Origin of the sequence: Candidatus Cybelea sp. (assembly GCA_036489315.1) — a bacterium.
GTDB lineage: Bacteria > Vulcanimicrobiota > Vulcanimicrobiia > Vulcanimicrobiales > Vulcanimicrobiaceae > Cybelea.
Genome location: DASXFZ010000047.1, coordinates 76,516 through 102,125 on the forward strand (window position 1 = coordinate 76,516; position 25,610 = coordinate 102,125).

Below are 25,610 nucleotides of genomic sequence, written 5' to 3' on the forward strand. Positions count from 1 at the left end.
CTCCCATTTGGGCGAAGCCATAGGTCATGAGTACGCCACGTCAATTTGATGCCGTCGTCATCGGTGCCGGCCCCGGCGGCTACCACGTTGCGATTCGGCTCGGACAGCTGGGCAAGAAGGTTCTCTGCGTCGACCGCGACGAGATCGGCGGCGTTTGTTTGAACTGGGGATGCATCCCGACAAAAGCGCTGCTTCACGTCGGCGAAGTCATCCGCCACATCGAACGCGCCGATGCGCTCGGTTTGACGGTCGCGAAGCCCGAAGTCAGCCCGCAAGGCGTCGCGAAGTTCAAAAACGAGGTCGTCGCCGCGAACGTCGGCGGCGTCAAGACGCTTTTCAAAGCCAACGGGGTCGAGTTCGTTCGTGGTGAGGCTTCCTTTACGTCGCCGACTGAGATCGTCGTCAAACGCGACGGCGGTCAAAGCGAGAGCGTAAAAGCCGAATACGTCGTCGTCGCGACCGGCTCCGCGCCGGTAGACGTGAAGGCGTGGCCGCGCGACGGCAAAGTCGTGATCAACTCCGACGACGCCGTCAAGCTCGAGCGGGTCCCCAAGAAGCTGCTCGTCATCGGCGGCGGCGTGATCGGCCTGGAGTTTGCGACGGTCTACGGCCGCTTGGGCGCGGAGGTTCTGGTCGTCGAAATGATGCCGCAGATTCTCACCGGCACCGATCTCGAAATCGGCAAGACGCTCGGACGCATCCTCAAAAAGCAGGGCATCGAGATCATGCTGAACACGAAGGTCATCGCGCTGGAACGCAAAGGCGATACGGTGAAAGCGACGTTCAACGGCGAAGGCACGAACGGCAAAGACGAGACGCGCGAGTTCGATATGGCGCTCGTAGCCGTCGGCAGGCGTCCGGTTACCGATAACCTCAATCTCGCCGCGGCCGGGCTCTCGACCGACGACAAAGGCTTCCTCGCGACCGATCAGCAGCAGCGAACGAAGGTGCGCAGCGTCTTCGCGATCGGCGACGTTACCGGCGCGCCGCTGCTCGCGCATCGCGCGATGAAACAGGGCGTGGTGGCGGCGGAGGTGATCTCCGGCGACAAGTCCGCCGCCTTCGATCCGGTCGCCGTTCCGAACTGCGTCTACACCGATCCCGAAGTCGCGACGGTCGGCCTCTCCGAAGAAGAGGCGAAAGCCGCCGGCCACGAGGTCCGCATCGGAAAGTTCCCGCTCGCGGCGAGCGGCCGCGCGCGGACGATGAACGAGAGCGAAGGTTTGCTCAAGCTCGTCGGCGACGCGAAGAGCGATCTGCTCTTGGGGATGCACATCGTCGCGCCGCAGGCCGAGTCGCTGATCGGCGAAGGCGTCATCGCGCTCGAGATGGGCGCGACGCTCGAAGACGTGGGGCTCTCGGTGCACCCGCACCCGACGCTGACCGAAGGCATCATGGATGCCGCCGAAGCCTCGCACGGCAAAGCGATTCACATCGTCAATCCCAAGCCGAAGACACCGGTGGCCGCAAGGTGAGCGCCGCGCGGCTGCTCGATCTCGGCCTGCGCCCTTACCGCGAAGTGTGGGCGCTGCAGCGGCGCTTGCACGAGGCCGTCCGAGATGGGCGCGAACCCGACACGTGGATCCTCGTCGAGCATCAGCCGGTCGTCACGCTCGGACGCCAAGCGAAGCGCGAAAATCTGTTGCTCTCGCCCGAAGCCCTGGCCGCCCGCGGAGTCGATCTCGTCGAGATCGAGCGCGGCGGCGACGTCACCTATCACGGCCCGGGGCAGCTGGTCGTGTATCCAATTCGGCGGCTCGAACGGTTTCGGGAAGTGGTGCCGTTAGTGAGATCTCTGGAAGGCGCGGTCATCGAGTGCTGCGCGCGGTTCGGCGTCACGGGCATTCGTTGGAGCGAACACGCCGGCGTTTGGGTAGGGAATAAGAGCATCTGCGCGATTGGCCTCGCGGTCCAAAAGATGGTTTCGCTGCACGGGCTCGCGCTCAACGTTGCGACGGACCTCGACTACGATGGTCTGATCAATCCGTGCGGGTTGAGCGATCGCGGCATCACCTCGCTCTGCGCGGAGACGGGACGCCCGGTGACGGTGGACGAGGCGAAGCCCGTGCTGCTCCAAGCGTTGTCGCATACGTTCGGCGTCTCGTTCGTCGAGGAGCGGCTGGTAGCGTGATCCAGGTCGATTTGGTGAGGAAGCCGTCGTGGCTGCGGGTCTCGCTGCCGAGCGGACCCGACTACGAGCGCGTGAAGGCGCGGGTCAACGAGCTGTCGCTTCATACGGTCTGCAAGGAAGCAGCCTGCCCGAACATGGCGGAGTGCTGGGGCGCCGGGACCGCAACGATCATGATTCTAGGCGACCTCTGCACCCGCGGCTGCCGGTTCTGCAACGTAAAGACGGGCAACCCGCGCGGTGAGGTCGACTGGCTGGAGCCGGTCCGCGTCGCCGAAGCCGTGCGCGACCTCGGCTGGAAGTACCTGGTCGTTACCGCGGTCGATCGCGACGATCTCGCCGACGGCGGCGCGCTGATCTTCGCCAACACCGTGCGCGCCATCCACGAGCGCGTGCCGGGGGCGCGCGTCGAGATCCTCAGCGGCGACTACCGCGGCGACCTACGAGCCGTCGACATCGTCGTCGACGCCAAGCCCGACGTCTTCGCGCACAATCTCGAGACGGTCCGGCGCCTCACGCCGCACGTACGCGACAAGCGCGCGAGCTACGATCAATCGCTGCGCGTCCTCGCGCACGTCAAATCGAAGGCCCCCGAACGCTACACGAAGACCTCGATCATGATCGGGCTCGGCGAACGGCTCGACGAGATCGAGACCGCGATGGACGATGCGCGCGGGGCCGGCGTCGACATCTTCACGATCGGCCAGTACCTGCAGCCGTCGAAGAAACATCTTCCGGTCGTCGAGTTCGTAACGCCGGAGGTCTTCAAGCAACTAGGCGATCTGGGCGCGAGCAAGGGTTTCCACCAGGTCGTCTCGAGCCCGCTCTCGCGTAGCTCGTATCACGCAGAACAAGCATTCTAACCCTTCGACGGGCTCAGGGTGACAATGTTACAACGAGGCGCAACCGTCCGTAATCGCCCCTGGTTGGTACGGCTAGCGTGACGAAGGTATTCCTAACCCGGCCGGTCCTGGCGGCGGTCTGCTCCTTAATCATTCTGATCGGCGGCCTGGTGGTAATGCCCACCCTGCCGCTGGCTCAGTACCCGCAGATCGCACCACCCGTGGTCACGATCACAGCGTCGTACGTGGGCGCGGCTCCGGAGGCCGTCGAGGCGCAGGTCACAACGCCGCTCGAGCAGGCTGTCAACACGGTGCAAGGGCTGCGGTACATCAGCTCGCAGAGCACGCAGGGCGTCTCGACGATCACGTGTACCTTCACGCTCGAAACCGATCTCGACATCGCCGCCGCCGACGTGCAGAACTCGGTGCAGTCGGCGATCGGCCAGCTGCCCCAGACCGTCCAGCAAGTCGGCGTTCAGGTCACCAAGAACTCCGGCTCGTTCGTCATGGGCATCGCCCTCACGTCGTCCTCCGCGAAGTACGATACGCTCTTCTTGAGCAACTACGCGCAGCTCAACATCGTCAACGATCTCTCGCGCACCCCCGGCGTCTCGCAGGTCCGCATCTTCGGCCAGCGCCAGTACGCGATGCGCATCTGGGTCAATCCGATCAAGCTCGCGGCGCAGGGCCTCGACGCCGGCGACGTGGTCACCGCGCTGCAGGAGCAGAACGCCGAAGTGGCCACGGGCAGCATCGGCTCGACGCCGGAGTCGAAGAATCAGCCCTACACGTATACTGTCAACGCGCTGACGCAGCTTTCGACCCCTGACCAGTTCGCGAACATCATCCTGCGCTCGAATCCCAACGGCGGCTACACGCGCCTGGGCGACGTCGCGCGGGTGGAGCTGGGCGCGGTCGACTACAGCACCTCGCTGCGCTTCACCGGCAACAGCAACGTCGTCGGCCTGGGCGTGCTGCAGTACCCGACGGCCAACGCACTCCAGGTCTCCAAGGGCGTGCTCGCCGAGATGGAGCAGCTCTCGAAGCAGTTCCCGTCGGGCATCCACTACACCGTGGCCTTCAATACGACCGACTTCGTCGCCGAATCGGTGAAAGAAGTCGTGACGACGCTGCTCCTTTCGATTCTGCTCGTCGTCCTCGTCATCTACGTTTTCTTGCAGAATCCGAAGTCGACGATGATCCCGGCGGTGACGATCCCCGTCTCGCTGATCGGCACCTTCTTCGTCATGAAGATCTTCGGCTTCACGATCAATACGATCACTTTATTCGGGCTAACCCTGGCGACGGGACTGGTAGTCGACGACGCGATCGTCGTCATCGAGAACATCGCGCGCCACATCGAGTTGAACAAGGGGCGCCAGAGCGGCATTGCCAGCGCCGCGCAGGCGATGCGCGAAATCCAGAGCGCGGTCGTGGCCTCCTCGCTCGTTCTACTGGCGGTGTTTATTCCGGTGGCCTTCTTCCCGGGCACCACGGGCCTGCTGTACAAGCAGTTTGCGCTGACAATCGCCGCTGCCATCACGATCTCCCTTTTCCAAGCCTTGACGCTCGCGCCGGTGATGTCGGCGCGCCTGCTCACCGGCGACGTCGAGTCGAAATTCATCTTCTTCCGCTGGTTCAACGCCGGGCTAGCGCGCTTCCGGCGCTGGTACGCGGGCGAGCTGCCGAGGGCGATTCGCTACCGCTGGCCGGTGATGGGCGTCTTTGCGCTCGCACTCGTAGCCACGCTCTTCATGTTCGTGAAGACGCCGACCGGCTTCATTCCCAGCGAAGACCAAGGCTACTTTATCGTGCTGGTTCAGGCTCCTGAAGGTACGTCGCTCGCCGGCGAGACGGCGATCTCCGAAAAGGCCGAAGCGATTATCCGCGCCGAGCCGCAAGTGAAGTACCTCTTCGATATCGGCGGCTTCAGCTTCACCGGCGCCGCACCCAACCGCGGCATCATGTTCTGCCTGCTCAAGCCGTGGAGCCAGCGCAAAGGCCCGGGCGACGGAATCGACGCCGTCATCGGCCGCATCAACTTCGCCTTCTTCAAACAGATTCCGCAGGCCCAGCTCTACGCGCTCAATCCGCCGGCGATCAACGGCGTCGGCAGCTTCGGCGGCTTCCAGTTTGAGCTCGAGGACCGCGGCAACGCGGGGCTTCCCGTCCTGATGAAGACCTCGTATGCCATGATGGGCGCGGCCGCGCAGGATCCGCGCCTGCAGAACGTCTTCACGCAGTTCCGCATCAACTCGCCGCAAGTACAGTTGAACATCGACCGCAACAAGGCAAAAGCGATCGGCATCTCGCTGACCGACATCTTCGATACGCTCGAGGTTCAGCTTGCCTCGCTCTACGTCAACAACTTCACGTATCTCAACCGGTCGTGGCAGGTAGACGTGCAGGCCGAGGAACCGTACCGCAACCGCGTCTCGTCCCTGCAGAATCTCTACGTCAGCTCCGGATCGGCAGCAAACAATATTCCGACCGGCACGAATCCCTTTGCAACCGCACCGCCGGGTGCCGCGACGACCAGTACCAATGCAACGGGTACGGTCATGACGCCGCTGAGCACGCTGGTGCAGATGAAGCAGGTGCTCTCCGCGCCGGTCATCACGCACTATAACCTCTACCGAAACGTCGAACTCAACGGCAACAACGCGCCCGGACACGGCTCGGGTGAAGCGATCACCGCGATGGAGCAGATTGCACAAAAAGTCATGCCGGCCGGAATGAGCTTCGAGTGGTCGGGCCTGCAGCTCGACGAGATCGCGGCGGGGAGCTTGAGCACGATCATCTTTGCGCTGGGCCTCGTCTTCGTCTTCCTGGTGCTCTCGGCCCAGTACGAGAGCTTCATCGATCCCCTCGTCGTGCTGCTCGCCGTCCCCGCGGCATTGCTGGGCGCGCTCGGATTCATGAACTTCCGTCATCTTCCGATCCCCTTCTTGTCCGATGCAAACCTCGCGCAGGACGCCTACGCGCAGGTCGGCTACGTCATGCTGATCGGGCTTGCGAGCAAGAGCGCAATTCTAATCGTGGAGTTTGCCAATCAGCAGTTGCGCGAAGGCGCGACCGTCGTGCAGGCCGCACTGCGCGCCGCGCAAACGCGGTTGCGTCCGATTCTGATGACCTCCATCGCTTTTATCATCGCCGTCGTGCCGCTGGTCTTTGCTACCGGCGCCGGCAGCGCCGCGCGCCATTCACTGGGCACGGTGGTTTTCGGCGGCATGTTGGTTTCGACGTTCCTCAATCTCGCGATTACGCCGGTGCTCTACGTCATCATCAAATCATTGGAGCTGCGCGGAAAACCAGCCAGGCGTAACGGACAATCGCGCGACGGCGAGCCGCACACCGAACAAACCGAAAAGGATTTGCAATCGTTTAGCCCAACCTCCGGCTAAAACGCCCGATACGCAAAAATACCGTTGCTATCGGAGATTTCTCGAGAGGTGCTTGCATGCTCGGTCGTTCTCTTCGCTGGGTCGCCGCAGCGTTAACCGCGGTTTCTTTTGCCGCCATAGCGTCACCGGCTTTCGCCGACGGCACCCCCGACGTGTACGAACAATCGATTCTTCCCGGTGCGAACACCGCGATTAAGAACTTTCTGAACTCGCAGAAGAAGCCGGAAGTGACGCGCCGTCAAGCTACCTCAGCTTCACCCAGCGTCGCGCAGGCGCCGCCGGTGCAGCAGCAGCCGCTGGGCCCGGTGGTCGCGCTGCCGCAGGGTCTGACGTGGACGGCCGACATCTCGTCGGCATACCCCTGGGGCAATATCGGAACCTACGGAAAAGGCTGGCTGATGGGCGGCTACGACCTTGCCGCCGGTTACGGTTTCAACTGGTCGACGCGTTTGGTTGCCAGCATGTTCCAGCTGCAGCACTATCCGTATGGATTCAACAGCGGCTTAACACCGGTCTATCTCGCGGGCTTCCAAAATCCGGTCGGATGCGCCGATCTCAGCAACGGCCCGGCCTGCGGCCCGGGCACCGGCCGCAACATCAACGTGCGCACGAAAGACACGTTCGGGGTCTTCATGCTCGAAAAACTTTTCACGATAAAATCCGACAAGCTGCCGGGGCCGGTACCGATCGTCATCTCGCCGACGTACGTTGCGCGCGGCGGCCAGATCGGCTTCTCTCCGAACAACAACGACGTGGTGCCGATTACGTACAACCTGCCGGACGGTCCGGTGGAGACGATCCCGGTTCGAAGCGCGCAATACTACGCCGTCGCGATCACCTTGCCGTTTCTGAAAACGCCGAAGATGTTCGGTACCTTGACGGTCGCGCCCCAGTGGCTGGTTCACACCGCCGGTGCGAACTCCGGCAATTCGATGCAGCTGCCGCAGGTGCTCTACCTCGAATACACCCCTACGAAGATGACGACGTTCTTCGTCGAACCGCAGAGCGCCCGCGATTATCTTCCGACCGATCCCTATCCGGAGCATCTCTTCGCGTACTTCCTCGGCGTCCAGCAACGGATCACAAAGTACGCGTTCGTCTCGGCGGTGCTCAACTCGGGCAACCCGACGAACATGGGCCCGGACGGCATCATCGGCATCAAGTGTTTGACGGTCCAGCAGGCGATCAACAACGCCTGCGGACTCGCCGTCGGCGGCCTGAAAGCGACCCAAATACAGCTGCAGTTCGGCATGGGCTCGCCGACGTATTTCCCGTTATAACCCTCGGAGGTTGGGGCGATGAAGATTTGGTTTAGAAGCATTCTTGCAACGACGGCGCTCGCCGCAGTCGCCGCCTGCGGCGGAGGCGGCGGGGCTACGTCTCCGTCGTTCGTGCCGCCGGGCCAGACCCACGTCAAGCCGGGGCCTGACGTGATTTCGAATATCGTCGGCGTCGGCGATAGCCTGACGGCCGGCTATCAATCCGACGGCTTTCTTGGCGCGACGGGCGTGACCGCTGGTGGGGTGCCAGTACCCCCGAATCAGGAGAACGGCTGGTGGTCATTGCTCTACGAACAGGCCTCCGGCAAGCCGCTCGATACGGCGGTGACGCAGATGTACGATCCGTCGACGAGCCCGCTGCCGCTGATCAAAGGGCCGGGACTCGACAATCAGATCATAAACCCGAATAACGGGTTCTTTCCGATCGCCTCCTCGAAGACCGGGGACGTTTGCAGCGATAACAACGGCTTCAACAACGCGGGCTACCATCTCAAAGGCGTGGCACGCGTCCGCATGGATCCGACCTCGGCCAACGTTCGCAACGTCGGCGTTCCCGGGTTGACCCTACATGAAGCCAACGTGCTGCACGCGCCGCAGAGCAATACTTGTAAGGAGCTGCCCGGCATTCCGGGATTGCTCAACATGGTCGTCGCCGAGGAATCGGGTACGTTCTGGCCGGTGCTCGGCACCTATGCGAAGATGCACGATCTTACCGACGTCAACGCCGCTGCCAGCCGCCACCCGACGCTCGCAACCGTTTGGCTTGGTGCCAACGACGTGCTCAAATATATGGGCAGCGGCGGGCGATTCGTCGGCGGCGATCGTAATGCGGCGCAGGCGGAAGGCGACCTGCGGCAGTCAATCGGAACGCTGCAGCACGCCGGCGCAAAAGTCGCCGTCGCGAATCTTCCCGACATCCTCTTAGCGGGCTACTTCGAGCGCGTTTCGATTCCGCAAAAGCTGACGGAGTGCCGGATTCGTTCCTACGTTTCGTGCCTCTTCTACTGGTACCGCTTTCCAAATTCGCTCGTCACGGCGATCGCAACGAAGTATCACCTCACGACGCCGGGGGGATGCACGCCCGCGTCCACCACGAAGCCGTGCGGGTACTTAACCATTCCGGCCGTGGCCGCGATCGTTCAAACCTACGCCTCCGCGGGCGTCGTACCAAATTTGGACTGCACCGTTCCAGCACCGAACTGCAAAGGCGCACCGGGCAACGGATTGGGACAGAACTACATCACGCCGGAGTTCGCCGGCAGAATTCAGTCGCTTGAAAACGCGATTAACCAGGGTATCGATCATGCGGCCAGTGCGCAGCACGTGCCGCTTGTCGACGTTCAGGCTATCTTCTCAGGGCTAGCGAGCGGCAATCCCTCAAACCCGTACTTCAAGCTTGCGGCTTCGATCAATCCAAAGGACCACTGCTGTACGCTCGGCTACCTCTTCGGTATCACGAGCTTCGACGGGCTCCATCCCTCGAATACCGGATACGCGCTAATCGCTTTCGAGTTCATCAATGCGATCAACAAGGCTTACGGTACGCACATTCCCCAAGTTGATGTCGGCGCCGCCTATGCCGGCACTCGGTGTTCGAACACGAAGTACTGCTTCCCCGACCCGTATGCTCCCCCGAACGACCTGACGCCGCCGTAAACAGCATTGCTGGCCTGGCTGCGCGAACTCGCGGAGACGGTCGGCAGCTTCGATCGCTCGGCGCTCGAGCCGGGCTACGCGCTGCGCTGCACCGCCGGTGTCGCGATTCCCTTGATCGTTGCGGCCCTGCTCGGCAAACCGGCTCTGGGCGTGCCGGCTGCGGTCGGCGCCTTCATCGCGGGATTCACGTCGCTGCAAGGTGTGTATCGGACGCGTTTGCAGGCGATGCTGATTGCAGCGCTGGGCATGGCGCTCGGAAGCTTTATCGGTGCTCTGTCGGCGAGCTCGACGCCAGGCGTGATCGCCGCGACGGCGGTCGCAGCGTACGCCTGCGCGACGGTTGGGCAGATCGGGCCGGTCGCCGCAACCGTCGCGCTCAACTCGTTCGTCGTCTTCGTCCTCTTCTCGAGCCAAGCGCTGGGCGCGGAGGCCGCACTGTTGCAGGCGGCACTCGTCCTCGCCGGCGGCCTCATTCAGGCGCTGCTGCTGCTGGCCTCTTGGCCGACGGCGCACCTCGACGTCGAGCGCCTAGCGCTCGCCGACGTCTATGAAGACCTCGCTTCGTATGCACGCGACATCGCCGCGCATCGGCGCGCGCTTCCGCCCCTGACTCCATTCGCAACGGCGCGCCAAGTGATCGCCGATCCGCAGCCCTTCGCGCGTTCGGCCGAGCGGGCGCGCTTCAATCGGCTGCTCGAAGATTCCGAGAGTATTCGCAAGCGCCTCGCCGCACACGCGACGACCAACGAGCTGCCGGGCGGCGTCGTCGCCGAACTGGACGCGATTGCGGCAACGCTTCGCGGCAAGGCACGGAACGCTCCGGCAGACGCCGGTGAAGCGCTCGGCGATCTCGCCGAAGACCTGCACGACGCGCGTTTGGCGGCAGAGATGATTTCGAGCGGCCGCCTCTCGCATCTTCCGTTGATTTCGCGCCCCAAGCCCGGCCCGTACGTCGACAATCACATCGACTGGCTCGGCCGCGCCTCGCTGCGCTTCTCCGTCGTACTGGCCGTCGCGATGGTGGTGGGCCGGCAGTTCTCCGTGGATCGCGGCTACTGGATTCCGATGACTTCCGCGATGGTGCTGAAGCCCGATTTTCAGACGACGTTCGTGCGCGGCGTGGGCCGCATCGCCGGGACGCTCGTCGGTGCCGTCGTCGCGACGCTGGTGCTCGCGCTGGTTCGCGGCCACACCCCGTTCGAGATCGCGGGCATCCTCATCGCGGCTGCCGCGGCGTATCTGACGTTTAGTCCGAACTACGCGCTCTTCACCGTCGCGATTACTTCGTTTGTCGTGCTGGTGCTGAGCATGCGCGGGCTGCCCGGCACGACGACCATCGACGTTCGAGTCCTCGACACACTCGCCGGCGGCGCGCTCGCGATGGTCGGGTATCTCGTCATGCCGACCTGGGAGCACCGCCGCACGCGGCAACTGCTCGCCGATCTGCTCGACGCCCAGCGATCCCTGTTGGTCGCGATCCTCTTCGCGTACGGCTCCCCCACCGACGCCGCGCACGAGGAGATCGAACGGGCGCGGACCGCCGTGTGGAAGGCGCGCACGACCGCCGAAGCGTCGATCGATCGAACGCGCCACGAACCGCATCGGCCGCACTCGATCTCGGTGGGACGCGCGCTGCGCATCCTCTCGGTGACGCAGCGTCTTGGGCTCTCCATGCTGGCCCTCGAAAGCGGGCTCGATCTGCCGATAACGCAGCCTCAAGCGCACGCCCTAGCCGCCTTCGCAGAAGCCGCCGGCGAACGAACGGCCGAACTCGCCGCTGCACTGCGCGTCTCGCGCCGCATGCACCGCGACGATCGTCTCAAGGACGCACTTTCACGGGTCGATGCGCCGCCGTTCGTTGTCGATCGCCTGCGGGCGTACGTCGATTCGTTGACGCGGCTCTCGCGTTTGGTGGGCGCCTATCGCTAGGCGTAGATTCCGCGCAGCAGCGAGGCCTTGACGACGCGGTCGATGGCCAGCGTGTAGGCGGCGGTACGCAGCGTCGCATGGCGCGAGTTCGCGATTGCGCGGATCGCGTGCAGGTTCGAGAGCAAGAAATCTTCGAGCTTCTCGTTGACCTCGGATTCCTTCCAGAAATACCCGGCGCGATCCTGAGCCCATTCGAAGTACGAAACCGTGACGCCGCCGGCGTTGGCCATGATGTCGGGAATGACGATGATGCCCTTTTCACGGAAGATGCGGTCGCCCTCGGGCGTCGTCGGGCCGTTCGCGCCCTCGACGATGAGCTTCGCTTGTACCTTCGAAGCCGTCTCCGCGGTGAAGACCTTCTCGAGCGCGGCCGGAACGAGCACGTCGCACGGCATCGCGAGCAGCTCCGCGTTGCTGATCTTCTCGCCGCCCTTGAAGCCCTCGAGCGTTCCGTATTTTTGCGTGTGCTCCATCGCGCCGACGACGAAGATGCCGGCCTCGTTGTAATAGGCGCCGGTAACGTCGGAGATGCCGACGACCTTGCAGCCGCGATCTTCGAAGAGTTTGGCCGCATAGCGGCCGACGTTGCCGAAGCCTTGAATCGCGATCGTCGCCTTATCCGGACGCAGACCCATCTCGGCCATCTCGTCGAGCGCGCATATGGTCACGCCTCGGCCGGTCGCTTCGACTCGCCCGCGGGAGCCGCCGATCTCGAGCGGCTTGCCGGTCACGACTCCCGGCATGTTTTGGCGCACGTGCATCGAGTAGGTGTCCATGAACCACGCCATGACCTGCGGCGTCGTGTTGACGTCGGGCGCCGGCACGTCCTTATCGGGGCCGACGACCTCGACGAGCTCAGCGGCGTAGCGGCGGGTGATACGCTCGAGTTCGTTTTGCGAGAGCGTCGCCGGATCGCAGGTGACGCCGCCTTTACCACCCCCGAACGGAAGGTCGACCACCGCGCACTTCCACGTCATCCAAAATGCGAGCGCCGTGACCTCGTCCAGGGTCACACCCGGATGGTAGCGGATGCCGCCTTTTGCCGGGCCTCGCGCGAAATTGTACTGCACGCGATAGCCGGTGTAGACCTCGAACTCACCGGAGTCGCGCTGGAAAGGAATCGAGAAGATGATCTGCCGCGAAGGGTGGGTGAGGATGCGGCGCATTCCGCCATCGAGTTCGAGCAGGTCGGCCGCTTCGTTGAAGTATGCGATCGCATCGCCGAAAACGGAGACGTCGCGCACCGAGGTCTCGCGCAGAGCAGTGGTCATACTTTACCTTTCATATTTGCGCTCCCGAGCCCCTTGCGCGATTGCTGCTACACGTTGAATCGAAAATTGACGACGTCGCCCTCTTGCATGACGTAATCCCGGCCCTCGCTGCGGACGCGCCCAGCAGCGCGCAGCGCCTCCATCGTCTGGTACTGCACGTAATCGTCGTACGAGATGATCTCGGCCCGAATGAAGCCTCGCTCGATGTCGCTGTGAATCGTTCCAGCCGCCTGAGGCGCCTTCGTCCCCTTGCGAATCGGCCAAGCTCGCGCCTCCTTCTCTCCGGCCGTCAGGAACGTCATGAGCCCCAGCAGCTCGTAGGTCTGGGCCGCGAGCTCGTCGAGGCCGCTGCGCTCGATGCCCAGTTCGCCCCGGAATTCGGCCGCCTCGTCCTCAGAGAGCCCGGCAAGCTCAGCCTCGACCTTGCCGCTCAGGACGACCGTGCGGCCCCTTTCCTCAAGTGCGATCGCCCGCACGATCTCGACGTTGGCCGAATCGCGCCCGATCTGGCCCTCCTCGACGTTGGCGACGAAGAGCACCGGCTTTGCGGTCAGCAGGAATGAGTCGGCCGCCACCTGCGCTTCGAGCGAGTCGGGCGCGAAGGAGCGAGCCGGGCGCGCCTCCTCCAGAGCCTCGGTGAGGCGCTGGGCGGCCGCAAGATACTCGCGCAGCTTGGGATCGGCGCGCACCTCGCGCTCGATCTTCCCAAGCCGCTTCCGCATCGTTGCAAGGTCGGCGAGAGCCAACTCGATCCCGATGATCTCGCAGTCCCGCCGCGGATCGATCGCGCCTTCGACGTGCGTGATCTCGTCGTCCTCAAAACAGCGCACGACCATCGCGATCGCGTTGGTCTCGCGAATGTGGCTCAGGAAGGCGTTGCCGAGCCCCTCGCCGGAGCTGGCGCCGCGCACCAAGCCGGCGATGTCGACGAAGCGTACGGTCGCCGGGACGACGCGCGCGGCGTTCGTGAGGCGTTGCAGGACCGCCAAGCGCGGGTCGGGCACTGCGACCTCTCCCACATTCGGCTCGATCGTTGCGAACGGATAATTTGCCGCAAGGGCCTGGGCCGATCGCGTAAGCGCATTAAAGATTGTGGATTTGCCGACGTTGGGCAAGCCGACGATGCCGCAGGAAAGTGCCATACTCGAGGCCGCGGGTTCGCTGGCCGGCAAGAAATTCCGGCGGAAGTGTCGGATAGGTCGACATGCGCCAAATGAAGGTCGACAAGCTCGGAATCGACCTCCTCACCCACGACCCGGTTGTCATCCTCAAGGACATGGACGGCTCTCACTACCTCCCGATACTGATCGGCCCATTCGAAGCAACGGCGATCGCGCTGGCACTGGAAGGCGCACCGGTTCCCCGCCCGCTCTCGCACGACCTGATGCGCAACATCCTCGAGGGACTCAACGCGAACCTCGAGCAGGTCGTCATTCACGACATCAAAGAGTCGACGTTCTTCGCCAAACTCGTCGTGCGTACGAACGGCGAACTGCAGGAGATCGACGCACGCCCCTCCGACGGCATCGCGCTTGCATTGCGCGTCCCCGCTCCGATCTTCGTCTCCGACAAGATCGTCCTTGAAGAAGCGACCTCGGAGAAAAAGACGGTGAACGAAACCGAAGTGGCGCGCTTTAAGAAATTTCTCGAAGACCTAAAGCCTTCCGACTTCAACCGCTGAGGCACTGCTTAGGAGCCTAGAGTTCGAACGTTCTCCAGTCGTACGAGCTGAAGCCGTTGGCCACGTCCTCCCAGCCGATACGGTAGGCGTTGTAGATGCCGTCGGTGTCGTCGAAGCCGACGACGGCGACCGGCAGCGTCTTTTTCGGTCGGATGTAACGAAGGCTGGTGGCGGGGACGTTCTCGATGAAGGCTTCCAAGAGAGCGTTGTTCTGCGTCGCCGTCGCGCGCTGCGCGGGCGAGAGCCGCGCGAAGGCGCTCTTCCCGAGCGATTGGAAGTACGAGTTGCGCATCTCCATCTCGAAGATCTTGCGCTGCATCGTCCCGTACGCGGCAAAAGCGATCTCGACCGCGTCGTCGTAGCTTTCCTCCGGCTCAAACGGGGGATCGAGTAAGACGATGTCCGCGCCCTGCGCCACCGCGTGCGCGATTCCGACCGGCGAGTTACTCGCGACGCCGCCGTCGCAGTACGCGTTCAACGTGCCGTCGGGTCCCGGCATCGAAACGGGATCGAAGGCGATCGGAATCGCGATCGAGGCGAAGAGTGCGCGGTGTAAAATGTCGGGCGTCGCCTCCCGTACGATGGTTTGCTCTCCTAGAAGGGCGTGCAGCGCATGCGTGACCCGTGCCGGAAGCTCTTTGCGGGCTTGCGGGCGGACATAAAAGTATTCCGGACGCTGATGCGTCAAGTTCGTTACGGCCCAGATCAGCGGCGCGACCAGCGGCGTCGAGGGATCGACGTGGCTCGAGATCCAGTCGTAAGCGGGATCAGTCTGCAACACGGCGCGCTGATTGCGCACGAGGCCGGTTAGACTAACGACGGAGGCGACACGATTGAGGACGCCGCTCTCCGGATCGCGCAGCGACGCGTACTGCGGCTTTGGACGGAGGACGTTATCTCTGCTGACGGTGAACCACAGCTCCTGCAGCTTCGTGTACTGAGCGGCGGCGACCATCCACCCGTTGAGCGCACCGATCGACGTTCCGCAGACGACTTCATAGGGCGCGAGCGGCTGTCCGTCGCTCACGTGCTGCTGCGCGACGAGGGCTCCGACGATGCCGGCCTCATAGGCGCCGCGCGCGCCTCCGCCGCTGAAGACGAGCGCGCGTTGCAGGGGCCGAACCGGAGTTTCTACTTCAGGCGATGCGCCCAGCAGCGCCGGGGCGACGGCCGACGCTCCGGCGGCAAGCAGAAACCGGCGTCGATCGATCATGTTACAAGCTATTAGCTAAAACGCTCCGATTCCATTTGGCGCGCGGGCTCGCACGCCTCAGCGAACTTCTCGGCATTTAAAACGTGGTGGACTTGGGCCGGCATGACTGCCGGGGCTGGGCTAGAACAAGGCGCGCATGAGCGACGAATTGCACGCCGAGATCGGCGTTTTTGGCGGGTCCGGCTTCTATTCGCTGATCGAAAACGCGCACGAAACCTGGGTAGAGACGCCGTTCGGCGCGCCTAGCGACCGGGTCGCGCTCGGAGAGGTCGCGGGAAGGCGCGTCGCATTCCTGCCGCGCCACGGTAAGGACCACCGCTTTCCGCCGCAGGCAATCAACTACCGCGCGAACATGTTTGCGATGAAGGAGCTGGGCGTGAAATGGATCGTCGGTCCGACCGCCTGCGGCTCCTTGCTCGAAAGCGTCAAGCCCGGGTCGATGGTCGTGGCCGATCAGCTCGTCGATCGCACGAACGGCCGCAAAGATACTTTCTTTGACGGCCCGATCACGACGCACGTGAGCTTCGCCGATCCGTATTGCCCGACGCTGCGTCCGATCGCAATCGACGCGCTGCGCTCGCTCGAGATCGAAACGCACGACCGCGGCACGGTCGTCGTTATCCAAGGGCCGCGCTTTTCGACGCGCAGTGAGTCGAAGTGGTTTCAGAGCCAAGGCTGGGAAGTCATTAACATGACGCAGTACCCGGAAGCCTACCTGGCACGCGAACTCGAGATGTGTTACGTCAACATCTCGCTGATCACCGACTACGACGTCGGGCTCGAGGGCATGACGGCCGTCTCACACCACGAGGTCATTGAAGTCTTCAAACGCAATAACGACCGCGTTCGCAACGCGATCGGCCGCATCATCGAAAAGATTCCGATCGGCGCCGACTGCTCGTGCCGGCACGCGCTCGAAGGCGCGCGCTTTTAAGCCGATGCGCTTGAGGAGCGTCGATTTCGCGATGTACGCGCGGGCCATCCCGCAGCTGCTGCGCCACCCGTCCGTCTTCGTTATGCCGCTGCTGGCGGCCGTCGTCGATATTTTGATCGAGCAGATCTCGCCCTACTTCACCGAACCGGTCGGCGGTCTGGGGCTCTTCGTCTTCCAGATCGTCACGCAGCTGCTCTACGGTTTCTGCTTCGGCGTGGCGGTAATCGGCGCGAACAATGTCTGGCGCGGCCGGCGCGCGACCTTCGACGAAGCCTGGGAGGAGGGGCGGCAAAAGGCCGGCGGGATCCTCATCGCCGCGATCGGTTTCTACTTCTTGCTGTGGGCCGCGCAGTACATCGGAGAGTTTCTCGGCGGCGGAATCGTCGGAGTCGTCCTGCAGCTCGTCGTCGCGTTTTTCTTGATTTACACGATCCCCGCCGCGGCCATCGGCGGCATGCCCGGCAACCTCGCAATCGGCGCGTCGTTCCGTGCGGTCCGCGAAAATCTGCTCGGCGCAGGCATCTTGGCCGTCGTTTTCATCGCGCTTTGGACCCTGGTTCCCAGCTTCGTCATCACCCGCTTTGCCTCGGGGCTCAACGTCATCGAATATCAGCTGACGTTTGCGGCCGTGCGCGCGATCGTTCTCGCCTATCTCGCCTTCCCGTTTGCCAAACAGTACGACGACGTCGCCTTCCGCGGCTTTTGGTAGGGGCGCTCAGGGTGACAACGAGCTAAGGGCCATGCGAAGGAGTTCGCCGACCATCGCGGGCGGGACGTTCGTCTGGGCGAGGCGCTGCGCTTCATCGAGCCTAACGAGCAGCGCTGCGGCTTGTTTTCCTCCGATCGGCTCTAGCGCGCGCAGGCGTTTCTCTTGATCGAGGGAGACGAGCGCGACGCCGTCGCCCGAACTCGTAACGATCCAGTCCCGCACGAGCGTCTTCACCGTTTCAATGCCTTCGTCGAGCGTCTCGCGGCTCGCCCAAACGCTCTGCGGCGCTTTCCCCCGCAGCGTCTCGAAGAACCAGCCGATGACGGTCGCGCGCAGCGATTCGTCTTCGCCGCCGAGCGCCGCGACGGCGCGCGTCACGCTTCCGCCCCCAAGCGACGCACCAAGCTTCGCATCGGCGGCAGCGTAGTGCATCCTCGTGAGAATCTCGGCGACCTCCGCGGTCGAGAGGCGGGGAAAGCGCAGCTCGATGACCCGCGACCGGATCGTCGGCAAAAGGCTTTCGGGTGCGGGCGTGGTGAGGAGCATAACGACGCCCGGCGGGGGCTCTTCGAGAAATTTCAACAGCGCGTTAGCCGCCGCCGGCGAGGCAAACTCAACGTTGCCAAGGAGCAGCACGCGCATGCCGCCGCCGTACGACTGCATCGAGAGCTGCCGGACCAGGTCGCGGGCGTGGAGTTCGTCGCCTTCGTAAAAGCCCATCGCGACGTCACGCTCGCCGATCTTCAGTGCGCCGACGTGCTCGAGGAAATCGGGATGGCGCGCGTGGGAGGCTGCAAAGAGCGCGCACGTGGAGCAGGTACCGTCATAGCCGAGCACGGCATCTTTCGGTGCCAGGCAGAGCAGCGATTGCGCCAAGCGGCGCGCGAAGGTCTTCTTCCCAACGCCGCTCGGCCCGGAGAAAAGGTATGCGTGTGCGATCTTGTCGCGCGTGAGCGCGTCGAAATAGCGCCTCGGCCCTTGCGCCCCTATAACGTCGAAATGAAGCTCCACGCCACGTCCAAGAGGGTCTCGACCGGCTGCGTCGCATCGAGCTTGCGAAATCTCGGCGACTTCGCCAGTACGAGATAGCCTTGGCGCACGCGCTCGTGAAACGCGGCGTCCTCGCTCTCGATACGGTCGAGCTGGTAGGATCGCTCGGCCATTCGTTTGCGCGCGAGATCGACGGGAAGGTCGAGCAGAAAGACGAGATCGGCCTCCAGCTTCCCGGTCGCTTCGTCACATAGGCGCTGCAGCGCTGCCAGATCGAAGCCGCGGCCGTACCCCTGATACGCGAGCGTCGATGAAATAAAGCGGTCGCAGAGTAAGAGCCGGCCCGCGTCGAGCGCGGGGCGAATCACCTCCGCAACGTGTTGCGCTCGGGCTGCGTTGACCAGCAGCGCCTCGGTGAGCGGTTTGATGTTCAAGGTTCGGTCGAGGAAAATCGTACGGATCGCATCGCCGGTCGCCGTCCCACCCGGTTCGCGCGTAATGACGACGTCGCGCCCGTCCATCCGCAAACGTTCGACGAGCCCGCGCAGCAGCGTGCTCTTTCCGCTGCCTTCAATCCCTTCGACAACGATAAACATCGTGACGCGTTAGGTTTGCTACGAGGCTTCGGCGATTTTGAAGATCCGGACGCGCCGGTTGGGCTCGAGGCCGGTGCTGCGCGACTGGAGGCGGTAGCGCTCGGCGAGCTGGTGCTGCATGCGCCGAATGTACGACGTCTGCGGCGAGAGTTCGATCGCCTTGCTCGTCAACAGCACCTGGTAGATCGCCTCTTCCGCTTCGCGCAAGGCGATCTCTTCGTTGTCGATCGAGCCGAGATTAAAGACGTCGCGCAGCGCCGTCTGAATCTGCGTCGTCGTGTTCGTTTTGATCGAGTAAATCGGGACGTTGTCGGAGGCGATCTGCTTGAGCTTGGGTTGCTCCTTACGCTCGAGGGTTTTGAGCGTCAGGACGACGTCGGCGTCGTCCCAGTTCCGGGCGATCGACGCGTGGACGCGCAGGTTCGCGATCGCGCGCTCGATTTTATTGCGCGAGACGCCGTAGGGGAAGATCGAAAGCGGGCGGTCTTCGCTCTCGTTATCGTGATGGTGATCGTAAGCGTCGGTGAGGCGCGGCATCGATTCGGTATCGGCCTCCTGAACGACCGTCACTTCACCGCTGGCCGTGCGCTGGCGAATCTCGGGCTGCGGCTGGTAACCGCGCAGCAGCGCGTCGATGACCTCGGCGACGTTCTTGTGAATCGCCATGCGATCGCGGTCGTGGATCTCGATGACGATGTCGAAGGTCGGGGGCGCCTTGCGCTCGAGGACGGTCTTGCGCGTGCCGCGGCGACGGGCTTCTTCATCGGAGAGCGTGACCGCGCTGATACCGCCGACCAGATCGGAAAGCGTCGGGTTCATCAGCAGGTTTTCCAGCGTCTGGCCGTGGGCCGTGCCGATCAGCGTCACGCCGCGTTCGGCGATCGTGCGCGCTGCGCCCGCCTCTGCCTCGGTGCCGATCTCGTCGATTACGATGACCTCGGGCATGTGATTCTCGACCGCCTCGATCATCACCGCGTGCTGCAGCGCCGGATCGGCGACCTGCATGCGGCGCGCGAGGCCGATCCCAGGATGCGGAATGTCGCTGTCGCCCGCGATTTCGTTGGAGGTATCGACGATGACGACGCGCTTGCGCTCCTCGGAGAGCACGCGCGCGCACTCGCGCAGCATCGTCGTTTTGCCGACGCCGGGTTTACCGAGCAAACAGATCGATTGCCCGCCGCGCAGGACGTCGACCAAAATATCGATCGTTCCGTAGACCGCGCGCCCGACGCGACAGGTCAGCCCGACGATCTTGCCGGTGCGGTTGCGAATCGCGCTGATGCGGTGCAGCGTTTGCTCGATTCCCGCGCGATTGTCGGCGCCGAACGGCGAGATGCGCGAGCAGACGTGCGCGATATCTTCGTGGCTTACCGGAACGTCGGTAAGGTAAATGAAGTCGTTTTCGAAGCGAGCCTCCGGCGGGCGCCCTAAATCGAGAACGACCTCGATGATGTCTTCGAGGTTGCGAAGCCGAACGAGCGCTTGCCGAATGGTGAGCGGGAAGATGTCGAGGAGTTGGGAGAGCTCCCAACTAGGCGAAACTGAATGAACCCTGACCGCCACTTGCTCGATACGGTTAGCCGAGGTGCGGGGTCACTCCTTCACCACGCGGATGACGCGCAGCTCGCCGTCGTGCGGGCCCTGTATGCGCACGCCGGCCTTGAGTTCCAACCGCACGTAATTGATGATTTCCTGCGTGATCTCTTCGCCCGGTGCGATCACGGGAATGCCGGGCGGATACGGCGTCAGGGTCTCGGCGCAGATCCGCCCCTGTGACTCGCGAAACTTCACGAACTCCGCCTCGGCCAGGAACGCTTCGCGCGGCAGCATCCGCATCGGCGGAACCGCAGGCAGCCGAAACGTCCCGCGCCGCAGACGCTCCTCCAGGATGCCCGAGGGCGCGAACATGTCGATCGGGCGGTCGTCGCGCGCCATCTCTTCGAAGGCTAAGATAAAGCGCTCCGCCGCATCGCGCGTCGTACCGATCGTAAAAAGCGCGACGACGTTGAAGAGATCGGCCAGCTCGACCTGAATGTTATAGCGACGGCGCAGAATGCTCGACGCCTCGTAGCCCGTATAGCCCAGCCCTTTCACCGTAACGACGATCTTCGTCGGGTCGAGATCGAAGACGCCGTTGCGCCCCTGTATCTCCTCACCGAAGCAGTAGATGCCTGGGATTTCGTTCAACCGCGCCCGCGTCTCTTCCGCGAGCTCGATCGTGCGCGAGAGCAGGGCCGCTCCCTCGGTCGCCATCTGCTTGCGTGCGACGTCGAGCGAGGCCACCATGGGCAGATTCGGTGACGTCGATAAGAACATCTTAAGAACGCTTTCGAGCCGGTCGATCGCGACGCGCTCGCCTCGGTGATGCAGCATCGCGCATTGCGAGAACGACGAGAGCATTTTGTGCGTCGAGTTGATGCAGAGATCTGCGCCGGCGGCGGTCGCCGAGAGCGGGAGCGCCGGATGGAAGTGAAAGTGCGGTCCCCACGCCTCGTCGACGAGCAGTACTTTGCCCGCATCGTGGACGATTCGCTCGATCGCGGCGAGATCGGCGGCGACGCCGTAGTACGTGGGCGATACGAGATAGACGGCGGTGAGGTCGGGGTGCTCTTCGAGCGCCCGGGCCACCGTCGCCGGCGTCACGCAGTGGTCGACGCGCAGTTCCTCGTCGACTTCCGGCGCCATATAGATCGGCTGCGCGCCGCTCATCACGAGGCCCCCGAGCATCGACTTATGAGAGTTGCGCGGGACGGCGATCTTCTCGCCGGGGTTGAGCGCCGCCATCATCATGCACTGATTGCCGCTGGTCGACCCATTGATCAAAAAGAAGGTGTGATCGGCGCCCCACGCCTGAGCGGCAAGCTCCTGCGCTTCCTTGATCGATTCGGTCGGCTGGAGCAAGTCATCGATGCCGGGCATCGGCGTCAGGTCGATCGCGCAGATGTTATCGCCGACGAACTCGCGGAAAGCGAGGTCCATGCCGATGCCCTGAATGTGTCCGGGCGTGTGAAACGGGATGACGCCCGCATCCACGTAATCGAGCAGCGCTTGGAAGTAGGGCGCGCGGGTCTGATCGAGGGCCACGTTTGCGCTCGGCGCTACGCGAGGACTTCGAAGCCGAGCCGATCGAGCATCGCGAAGTCGTCGGCGTCGCTGCGGCCTTCCGTGGTGAGGTAGTTGCCCAAAACGATCCCGCTCGCGCCGCTGCGCATGCCGACGTCCTGTAAGGCTTTGAGCGTCACTTCGCGGCCGCCCGCGAAACGAACGAGCGCGTTGGGGAGCGCGAGGCGCGCCATCGCGACGAAGCGCAACGCCTCGACCGGATCGAGCAGCGGGCGCAGAGCGAAGGGCGTTCCGGGCCGCGGATTGAGAAAGTTGATCGGCACCTCTTGCGGCGACAGCTCCTGCAGGGCGATCAGAAAGTCGATGCGGTCGGCGATGTCTTCGCCCATCCCGATGATCCCGCCGCAGCACAGCTCCAAATTCCGCTGCTTGACGCGCACACACGTCTCCCAGCGCTCGTCGTAGGTATGCGTCGTGCAGACTTGCGGAAAGTAGCGGCGCGAGCTCTCGAGATTGTGATTGACTTTGTCGACGCCGGCCTGCGCAAGACGCTCGATTTGCGCGCCGCTGAGAATTCCAAGGGAAACGGCCACCGTCAAGGGCAGCTCGCGCTTGATGCGCACCACCGCTTCGCAGACGCGCGCCAACAGCCGCTCCGACGGCCCGCGGACGGCGACGACAATGCAGAACTCGCCGGCGCCGCGGGTCTGCGCCTCGTGCGCGGCGGCGACGAATTCCTCGACGCTGGAAAGCCGTTCGGGCTCGACGCCGGTCGCGTAGCGGGCGCTCTGCGAGCAGAAGTTGCAGTCCTCCGAACATCCGCCTCGCTTAGCGTTATAGAGCACTTCGACCGCGATGCCGCTGCCGCAGTAGCGCGAGCGGACGTCGTCGGCCAGCGCGAGCAGTTCCGGAACGTGCTCGGACGGGAGCTCCGCCAGCCGGCGCAGCAGCTCGGCGCGCGCGGGCTGCTCGCGCTCGAGCAGCTCGGTGCGCGCCCGTTCGATCGTGTGGTGGGTCATCTCAGCGTTCTTGGTTCACCAGTGGTGCGAAAAGCTTTGCTCCGGCTTCGACCGACTCGGCCTCCTCCGGGGCACTCGCCAAAATCCCGAGTACGCGCACGTTCTCCTGCAACGCGCGCAGCACGTCGGAGCGATACGCCTCGCCGGCGGGCCCCCAGCGTTCGACGAGTACCGCGCCCGCTACCGAAAGCGCGAGCTCCCGGCAGAGGCGCAGGGTGAGCAGCGCGTGACTCAGGCAGCCGAGCCGCAGACCGATCGCCACGATCGTCTCCAGATGCGCCAGCGCCGCGACGTCGCCCAGATGCTCGCCGGCATTGAGCGGCGCCATAATACCGCCGGCCCCTTCGACGACGAGCGCACCATCGAGCCCGTCGAGCGCCTCGGCCAGGGCACGCGCCGCGAGCGGCTCGCGCCCCTGCGCCAGCGCTGCCGACCATGGATCGGCGGCCTTTTCGTAGCGCGCGATCTCGATGCAGGCAACACCGGAAAGCCGCGCAGCGCGCTGCGCGTCGCCTTCTTCGAGCGGGCCCAGCCCCGTCTGCACGGGCTTGACGATCACCGGATTTTTGCCGCCGCGCGCGAGCGCCAGCGCGAGCGATGCGGCGACGCGCGTCTTCCCAACGTCGGTATCGGTGCCGGTTACGAAGTAGCGATGCACCGTTGCAGCTCGGCAGCGAGCAGATCGACCTGCTCGAGCGTGTGATCCGCGCGTAGCGTTACGCGCAGGCGCGATGTGCCCGGCGGCACGGTCGGCGGCCGGATCGCCGGAACAAATATGCGGCGTTCCAAGAGCCGCTGTGAAATGCGCAGCGCGCGCGCTTCCTCGCCCAGGGGGATGGGAACGATTGGACCCTCGCCCGCGATGCCCAACGCGAGACGCAGCCGCTCGGCATTGGCGTTCAGCCGCGTGCGGCGATCCTCCGCGCCGCGCGTCAGGTGCAGCGCAATGCGCGCCGCGAGCGCTAGCGCCGGCGGCAGTGCGGTATCGAAGATGAAGCTGCGCGCCCGGTTGACGAACAGATCGATCGTCACGGCCGGTCCCGCAACGAAGCCCCCCAGAGTACCGAGCGCCTTCGAGAGCGTGCCGAGGATCAGCACGCGCGGATCCGCCAGATTTCGCGCGACGCCTGCCCCTTGCGGGCCGGCGACGCCGAGCGCGTGCGCTTCATCGAAGAGCAGCACATCCGGCTCGCGCAGTTGCCGGAGCAGCGCGGCGGCGTCGATCGTGTCGCCATCCATCCCAAAGAGCGTCTCGCTGACCACGAGCGCCGATTCGCCCGCAGGCAGCTGCGGCAGCGTCGCGTGCTCGTAGGGTACGCGCGGTCTGCTCGAAAGCCGCGCTCCGTCGATCAGCGACGCGTGGTTCGCGCGGTCGGAGTAGATCGACGCCACGAGCTTCGCAAGCACCGGAATCGCGCCGATGCCTGCGAGGTAGCCCGACGAAAAAAGCAGCGCCCGTTCGCGCCCGAGCCACGCCGCGAGCTCCTCCTCGAGCAACGAAAGCTCGCGATTACGCCCGGCCAGAAGCCGCGCACCGCCCGAGCCGGCGCGCTTCGCGTGCTTGAGCGCCTCGAGGACCTGCGGCTCTTCGGCCATCCCGAGGTAATCGTTCGAAGAGAAGTCGATAACGTCGGCCAGCCGGCGAAGCGGCAGCTCGCGATACCGATGTTCTTCGCGGATCTTCTGCAGCGCGTCCTCGACTCGATCGAGGTAGCTCACGGCAGTGCGTTGCTCAATGCATCGAAGAACGAGTGAACCTCGTCGCCGGTTGCGCACAGCGGCGGAACGAACTGAATGACGTTGCCGATCGGGCGCGTGAATTGCCCCGCTTCGTAGAGTGCATCGGCGACCGGCCAGGCGCTCGACGCAAGCTCGACGCCGATCATCGTCCCGGCCTGCCGCGCCTCGCGCACGTGGGGATGCAAGCCGAGCGTTTCCAGGCGCAAACCGGCGGCGCGCGCTATGCTTGCGGCGCGGGCCAAGGTCCGCTCCTCTTCAAAGAGGTCGAGCGAAGCGAGCGCCGCAGCACAGGCGATCGGATTGCCGGCGTACGAATGACCGTGAAAGAAGTGGACGTATTCCCCGGGCTCGCCAAGAAACGCCTGATAGACTTCCCGGCGCACGAGCGTCGCCGAAAGCGCCAGCGTGCCGCCGCTCAAGCCTTTGCCGACGCAGACGATATCGGGGTGTAGCGGCGTCTGTTCGAAGGCGAACATCGTCCCCGTCCGCCCGAAGCCGGTAGCGACCTCGTCGCAGATGACCAGCGTCCGCGCCTCGCGCAGCTCGTCGTAGATCGCGCTCGGAACCAGACGCATTCCCGAGGCCGCCTGCACGAGCGGCTCGAGGATGACCGCCGCCACGTCGTCCCCCTGCGCCGCGCCGCTTTCGAAGCCCCGCGCTTCGAACGTCAGGCTGCCAAAGCGCGACTTGAAGAGCGCGATATCCGAGACGCTCATCGCGCCGGCCGTATCGCCGTGATACGCATCGCCCAGCCGAACGAAACGCGTGCGCTGCGGTTCGCCCTTGTTCTGCCAATACGCCAGCGCCATCTTCAGCGCCGCTTCGACTGCGCTGGCGCCGTCGCCGCCGAAGAACGCGTAGTCCATTCCCGCAAGCGTGCAGAGACGCTCGGCGAGCCGTTCGGCGACGGGATTGCTCGCACCCAGCAGCGTTGCATGATCGAGGTGTGCGGCTTGCGTCGCGATCGCGTCGACGATACGCGGATGGCAATGGCCGTGTATCGTCGTCCAAATTGAACTGACCGCGTCGAAGACGCGCCGGCCCTGCGCATCCCAAAGCCGCGAGCCGAGCCCGCGGACGAAACGGTGCGGACGCCGTTCGAAATCCCGCATTTGGGTGAACGGCAGCCACAGATGAGAAGCCTCCGCCACCAAA

General features: G+C 64.2%; 21 protein-coding genes. 10 read left to right on the forward strand and 11 right to left on the reverse strand.

The features are described from left to right. The first annotated feature begins 26 nt into the window (after positions 1–26). From lpdA to VGG51_10570, 7 genes are all read left to right on the forward strand, one after another. The gene (gene lpdA, locus VGG51_10540; GenBank protein ID HEY1883464.1) at positions 27–1,475 is read left to right on the forward strand and encodes a dihydrolipoyl dehydrogenase; all 1,449 of its coding nucleotides are present in this window, start codon (positions 27–29) and stop codon (positions 1,473–1,475) included. Further along, positions 1,472–2,131: a lipoyl(octanoyl) transferase LipB gene (gene lipB / locus VGG51_10545; protein ID HEY1883465.1), complete on the forward strand. Its 660-nt coding sequence runs from the start codon at positions 1,472–1,474 to the stop codon at positions 2,129–2,131. Before lpdA ends, lipB begins: the two co-directional genes overlap by 4 nt. Then, complete coding sequence (lipA, locus tag VGG51_10550) at positions 2,128–2,991, forward strand: lipoyl synthase (GenBank protein ID HEY1883466.1); 864 nt, start codon at positions 2,128–2,130, stop codon at positions 2,989–2,991. Before lipB ends, lipA begins: the two co-directional genes overlap by 4 nt. 77 nt (positions 2,992–3,068) lie before the next feature. Then, positions 3,069–6,374 (forward strand): efflux RND transporter permease subunit, encoded by a 3,306-nt coding sequence (locus VGG51_10555; GenBank protein HEY1883467.1) that lies wholly within the window; start codon positions 3,069–3,071, stop codon positions 6,372–6,374. Positions 6,375–6,430: 56 nt separating this feature from the next. Next, positions 6,431–7,654 carry a hypothetical protein gene (locus VGG51_10560; protein ID HEY1883468.1) on the forward strand — a complete coding sequence of 408 codons (1,224 nt, stop codon included), beginning with the start codon at positions 6,431–6,433 and terminating at the stop codon, positions 7,652–7,654. A gap of 18 nt (positions 7,655–7,672) precedes the next feature. Continuing rightward, positions 7,673–9,310, forward strand: coding sequence for an SGNH/GDSL hydrolase family protein (locus VGG51_10565; GenBank protein ID HEY1883469.1), 1,638 nt, complete (start codon positions 7,673–7,675; stop codon positions 9,308–9,310). 6 nt (positions 9,311–9,316) lie between these two features. Further along, on the forward strand, positions 9,317–11,239 hold the full coding sequence (locus tag VGG51_10570) for an FUSC family protein (protein ID HEY1883470.1): 1,923 nt from the start codon (positions 9,317–9,319) through the stop codon (positions 11,237–11,239). Here the strand turns inward: VGG51_10570 and VGG51_10575 are convergent. Together VGG51_10575 and ychF are read right to left on the reverse strand one after the other, a co-directional pair. Further along, positions 11,236–12,510 (reverse strand): Glu/Leu/Phe/Val dehydrogenase, encoded by a 1,275-nt coding sequence (locus tag VGG51_10575; GenBank protein HEY1883471.1) that lies wholly within the window; start codon positions 12,508–12,510, stop codon positions 11,236–11,238. The genes VGG51_10570 and VGG51_10575 overlap by 4 nt on opposite strands. 47 nt (positions 12,511–12,557) lie before the next feature. Continuing rightward, a complete protein-coding gene (gene ychF / locus VGG51_10580; protein HEY1883472.1) occupies positions 12,558–13,652 on the reverse strand; it encodes a redox-regulated ATPase YchF in 1,095 nt (364 codons plus the stop codon). Between the two features lie 62 nt (positions 13,653–13,714). Here ychF and VGG51_10585 point away from each other — a divergent pair, with 62 nt between their 5' ends. Beyond that, complete coding sequence (locus VGG51_10585; GenBank protein HEY1883473.1) at positions 13,715–14,191, forward strand: bifunctional nuclease family protein; 477 nt, start codon at positions 13,715–13,717, stop codon at positions 14,189–14,191. Between the two features lie 16 nt (positions 14,192–14,207). Here VGG51_10585 and VGG51_10590 read toward each other — a convergent pair whose 3' ends face one another. Then, entirely contained in the window at positions 14,208–15,404 is a 1,197-nt protein-coding gene (locus VGG51_10590) for a patatin-like phospholipase family protein (protein ID HEY1883474.1), read from the reverse strand. Positions 15,405–15,540: 136 nt separating this feature from the next. Here VGG51_10590 and VGG51_10595 point away from each other — a divergent pair, with 136 nt between their 5' ends. Together VGG51_10595 and VGG51_10600 are read left to right on the forward strand one after the other, a co-directional pair. Further along, positions 15,541–16,338 (forward strand): S-methyl-5'-thioadenosine phosphorylase, encoded by a 798-nt coding sequence (locus VGG51_10595; protein HEY1883475.1) that lies wholly within the window; start codon positions 15,541–15,543, stop codon positions 16,336–16,338. A gap of 4 nt (positions 16,339–16,342) precedes the next feature. Then, positions 16,343–17,047 carry a hypothetical protein gene (locus VGG51_10600; GenBank protein ID HEY1883476.1) on the forward strand — a complete coding sequence of 235 codons (705 nt, stop codon included), beginning with the start codon at positions 16,343–16,345 and terminating at the stop codon, positions 17,045–17,047. A 6-nt stretch (positions 17,048–17,053) separates the two neighbouring features. Here VGG51_10600 and VGG51_10605 read toward each other — a convergent pair whose 3' ends face one another. Genes VGG51_10605 through VGG51_10640 form a run of 8 tightly spaced genes read right to left on the reverse strand, consistent with a single transcriptional unit; the run spans position 17,054 to position 25,606 of the window. Continuing rightward, entirely contained in the window at positions 17,054–18,058 is a 1,005-nt protein-coding gene (locus VGG51_10605; GenBank protein HEY1883477.1) for a hypothetical protein, read from the reverse strand. Then, a complete protein-coding gene (tmk, locus tag VGG51_10610; protein ID HEY1883478.1) occupies positions 18,034–18,633 on the reverse strand; it encodes a dTMP kinase in 600 nt (199 codons plus the stop codon). The genes VGG51_10605 and tmk overlap by 25 nt, the downstream gene beginning before the upstream one ends. Before the next feature lie 18 nt (positions 18,634–18,651). Continuing rightward, complete coding sequence (locus tag VGG51_10615; protein ID HEY1883479.1) at positions 18,652–20,196, reverse strand: R3H domain-containing nucleic acid-binding protein; 1,545 nt, start codon at positions 20,194–20,196, stop codon at positions 18,652–18,654. Between the two features lie 30 nt (positions 20,197–20,226). Continuing rightward, positions 20,227–21,717, reverse strand: coding sequence for an aminotransferase class I/II-fold pyridoxal phosphate-dependent enzyme (locus VGG51_10620; GenBank protein ID HEY1883480.1), 1,491 nt, complete (start codon positions 21,715–21,717; stop codon positions 20,227–20,229). A 14-nt stretch (positions 21,718–21,731) separates the two neighbouring features. Next, complete coding sequence (gene bioB, locus VGG51_10625) at positions 21,732–22,715, reverse strand: biotin synthase BioB (protein ID HEY1883481.1); 984 nt, start codon at positions 22,713–22,715, stop codon at positions 21,732–21,734. A gap of 1 nt (position 22,716) precedes the next feature. Next, positions 22,717–23,373 carry a dethiobiotin synthase gene (gene bioD / locus VGG51_10630; GenBank protein HEY1883482.1) on the reverse strand — a complete coding sequence of 219 codons (657 nt, stop codon included), beginning with the start codon at positions 23,371–23,373 and terminating at the stop codon, positions 22,717–22,719. Continuing rightward, a complete protein-coding gene (locus VGG51_10635) occupies positions 23,355–24,434 on the reverse strand; it encodes an aminotransferase class I/II-fold pyridoxal phosphate-dependent enzyme (GenBank protein ID HEY1883483.1) in 1,080 nt (359 codons plus the stop codon). Before VGG51_10635 ends, bioD begins: the two co-directional genes overlap by 19 nt. Continuing rightward, a complete protein-coding gene (locus VGG51_10640) occupies positions 24,431–25,606 on the reverse strand; it encodes an aminotransferase class III-fold pyridoxal phosphate-dependent enzyme (protein HEY1883484.1) in 1,176 nt (391 codons plus the stop codon). Before VGG51_10640 ends, VGG51_10635 begins: the two co-directional genes overlap by 4 nt. Positions 25,607–25,610 lie beyond the last annotated feature (4 nt).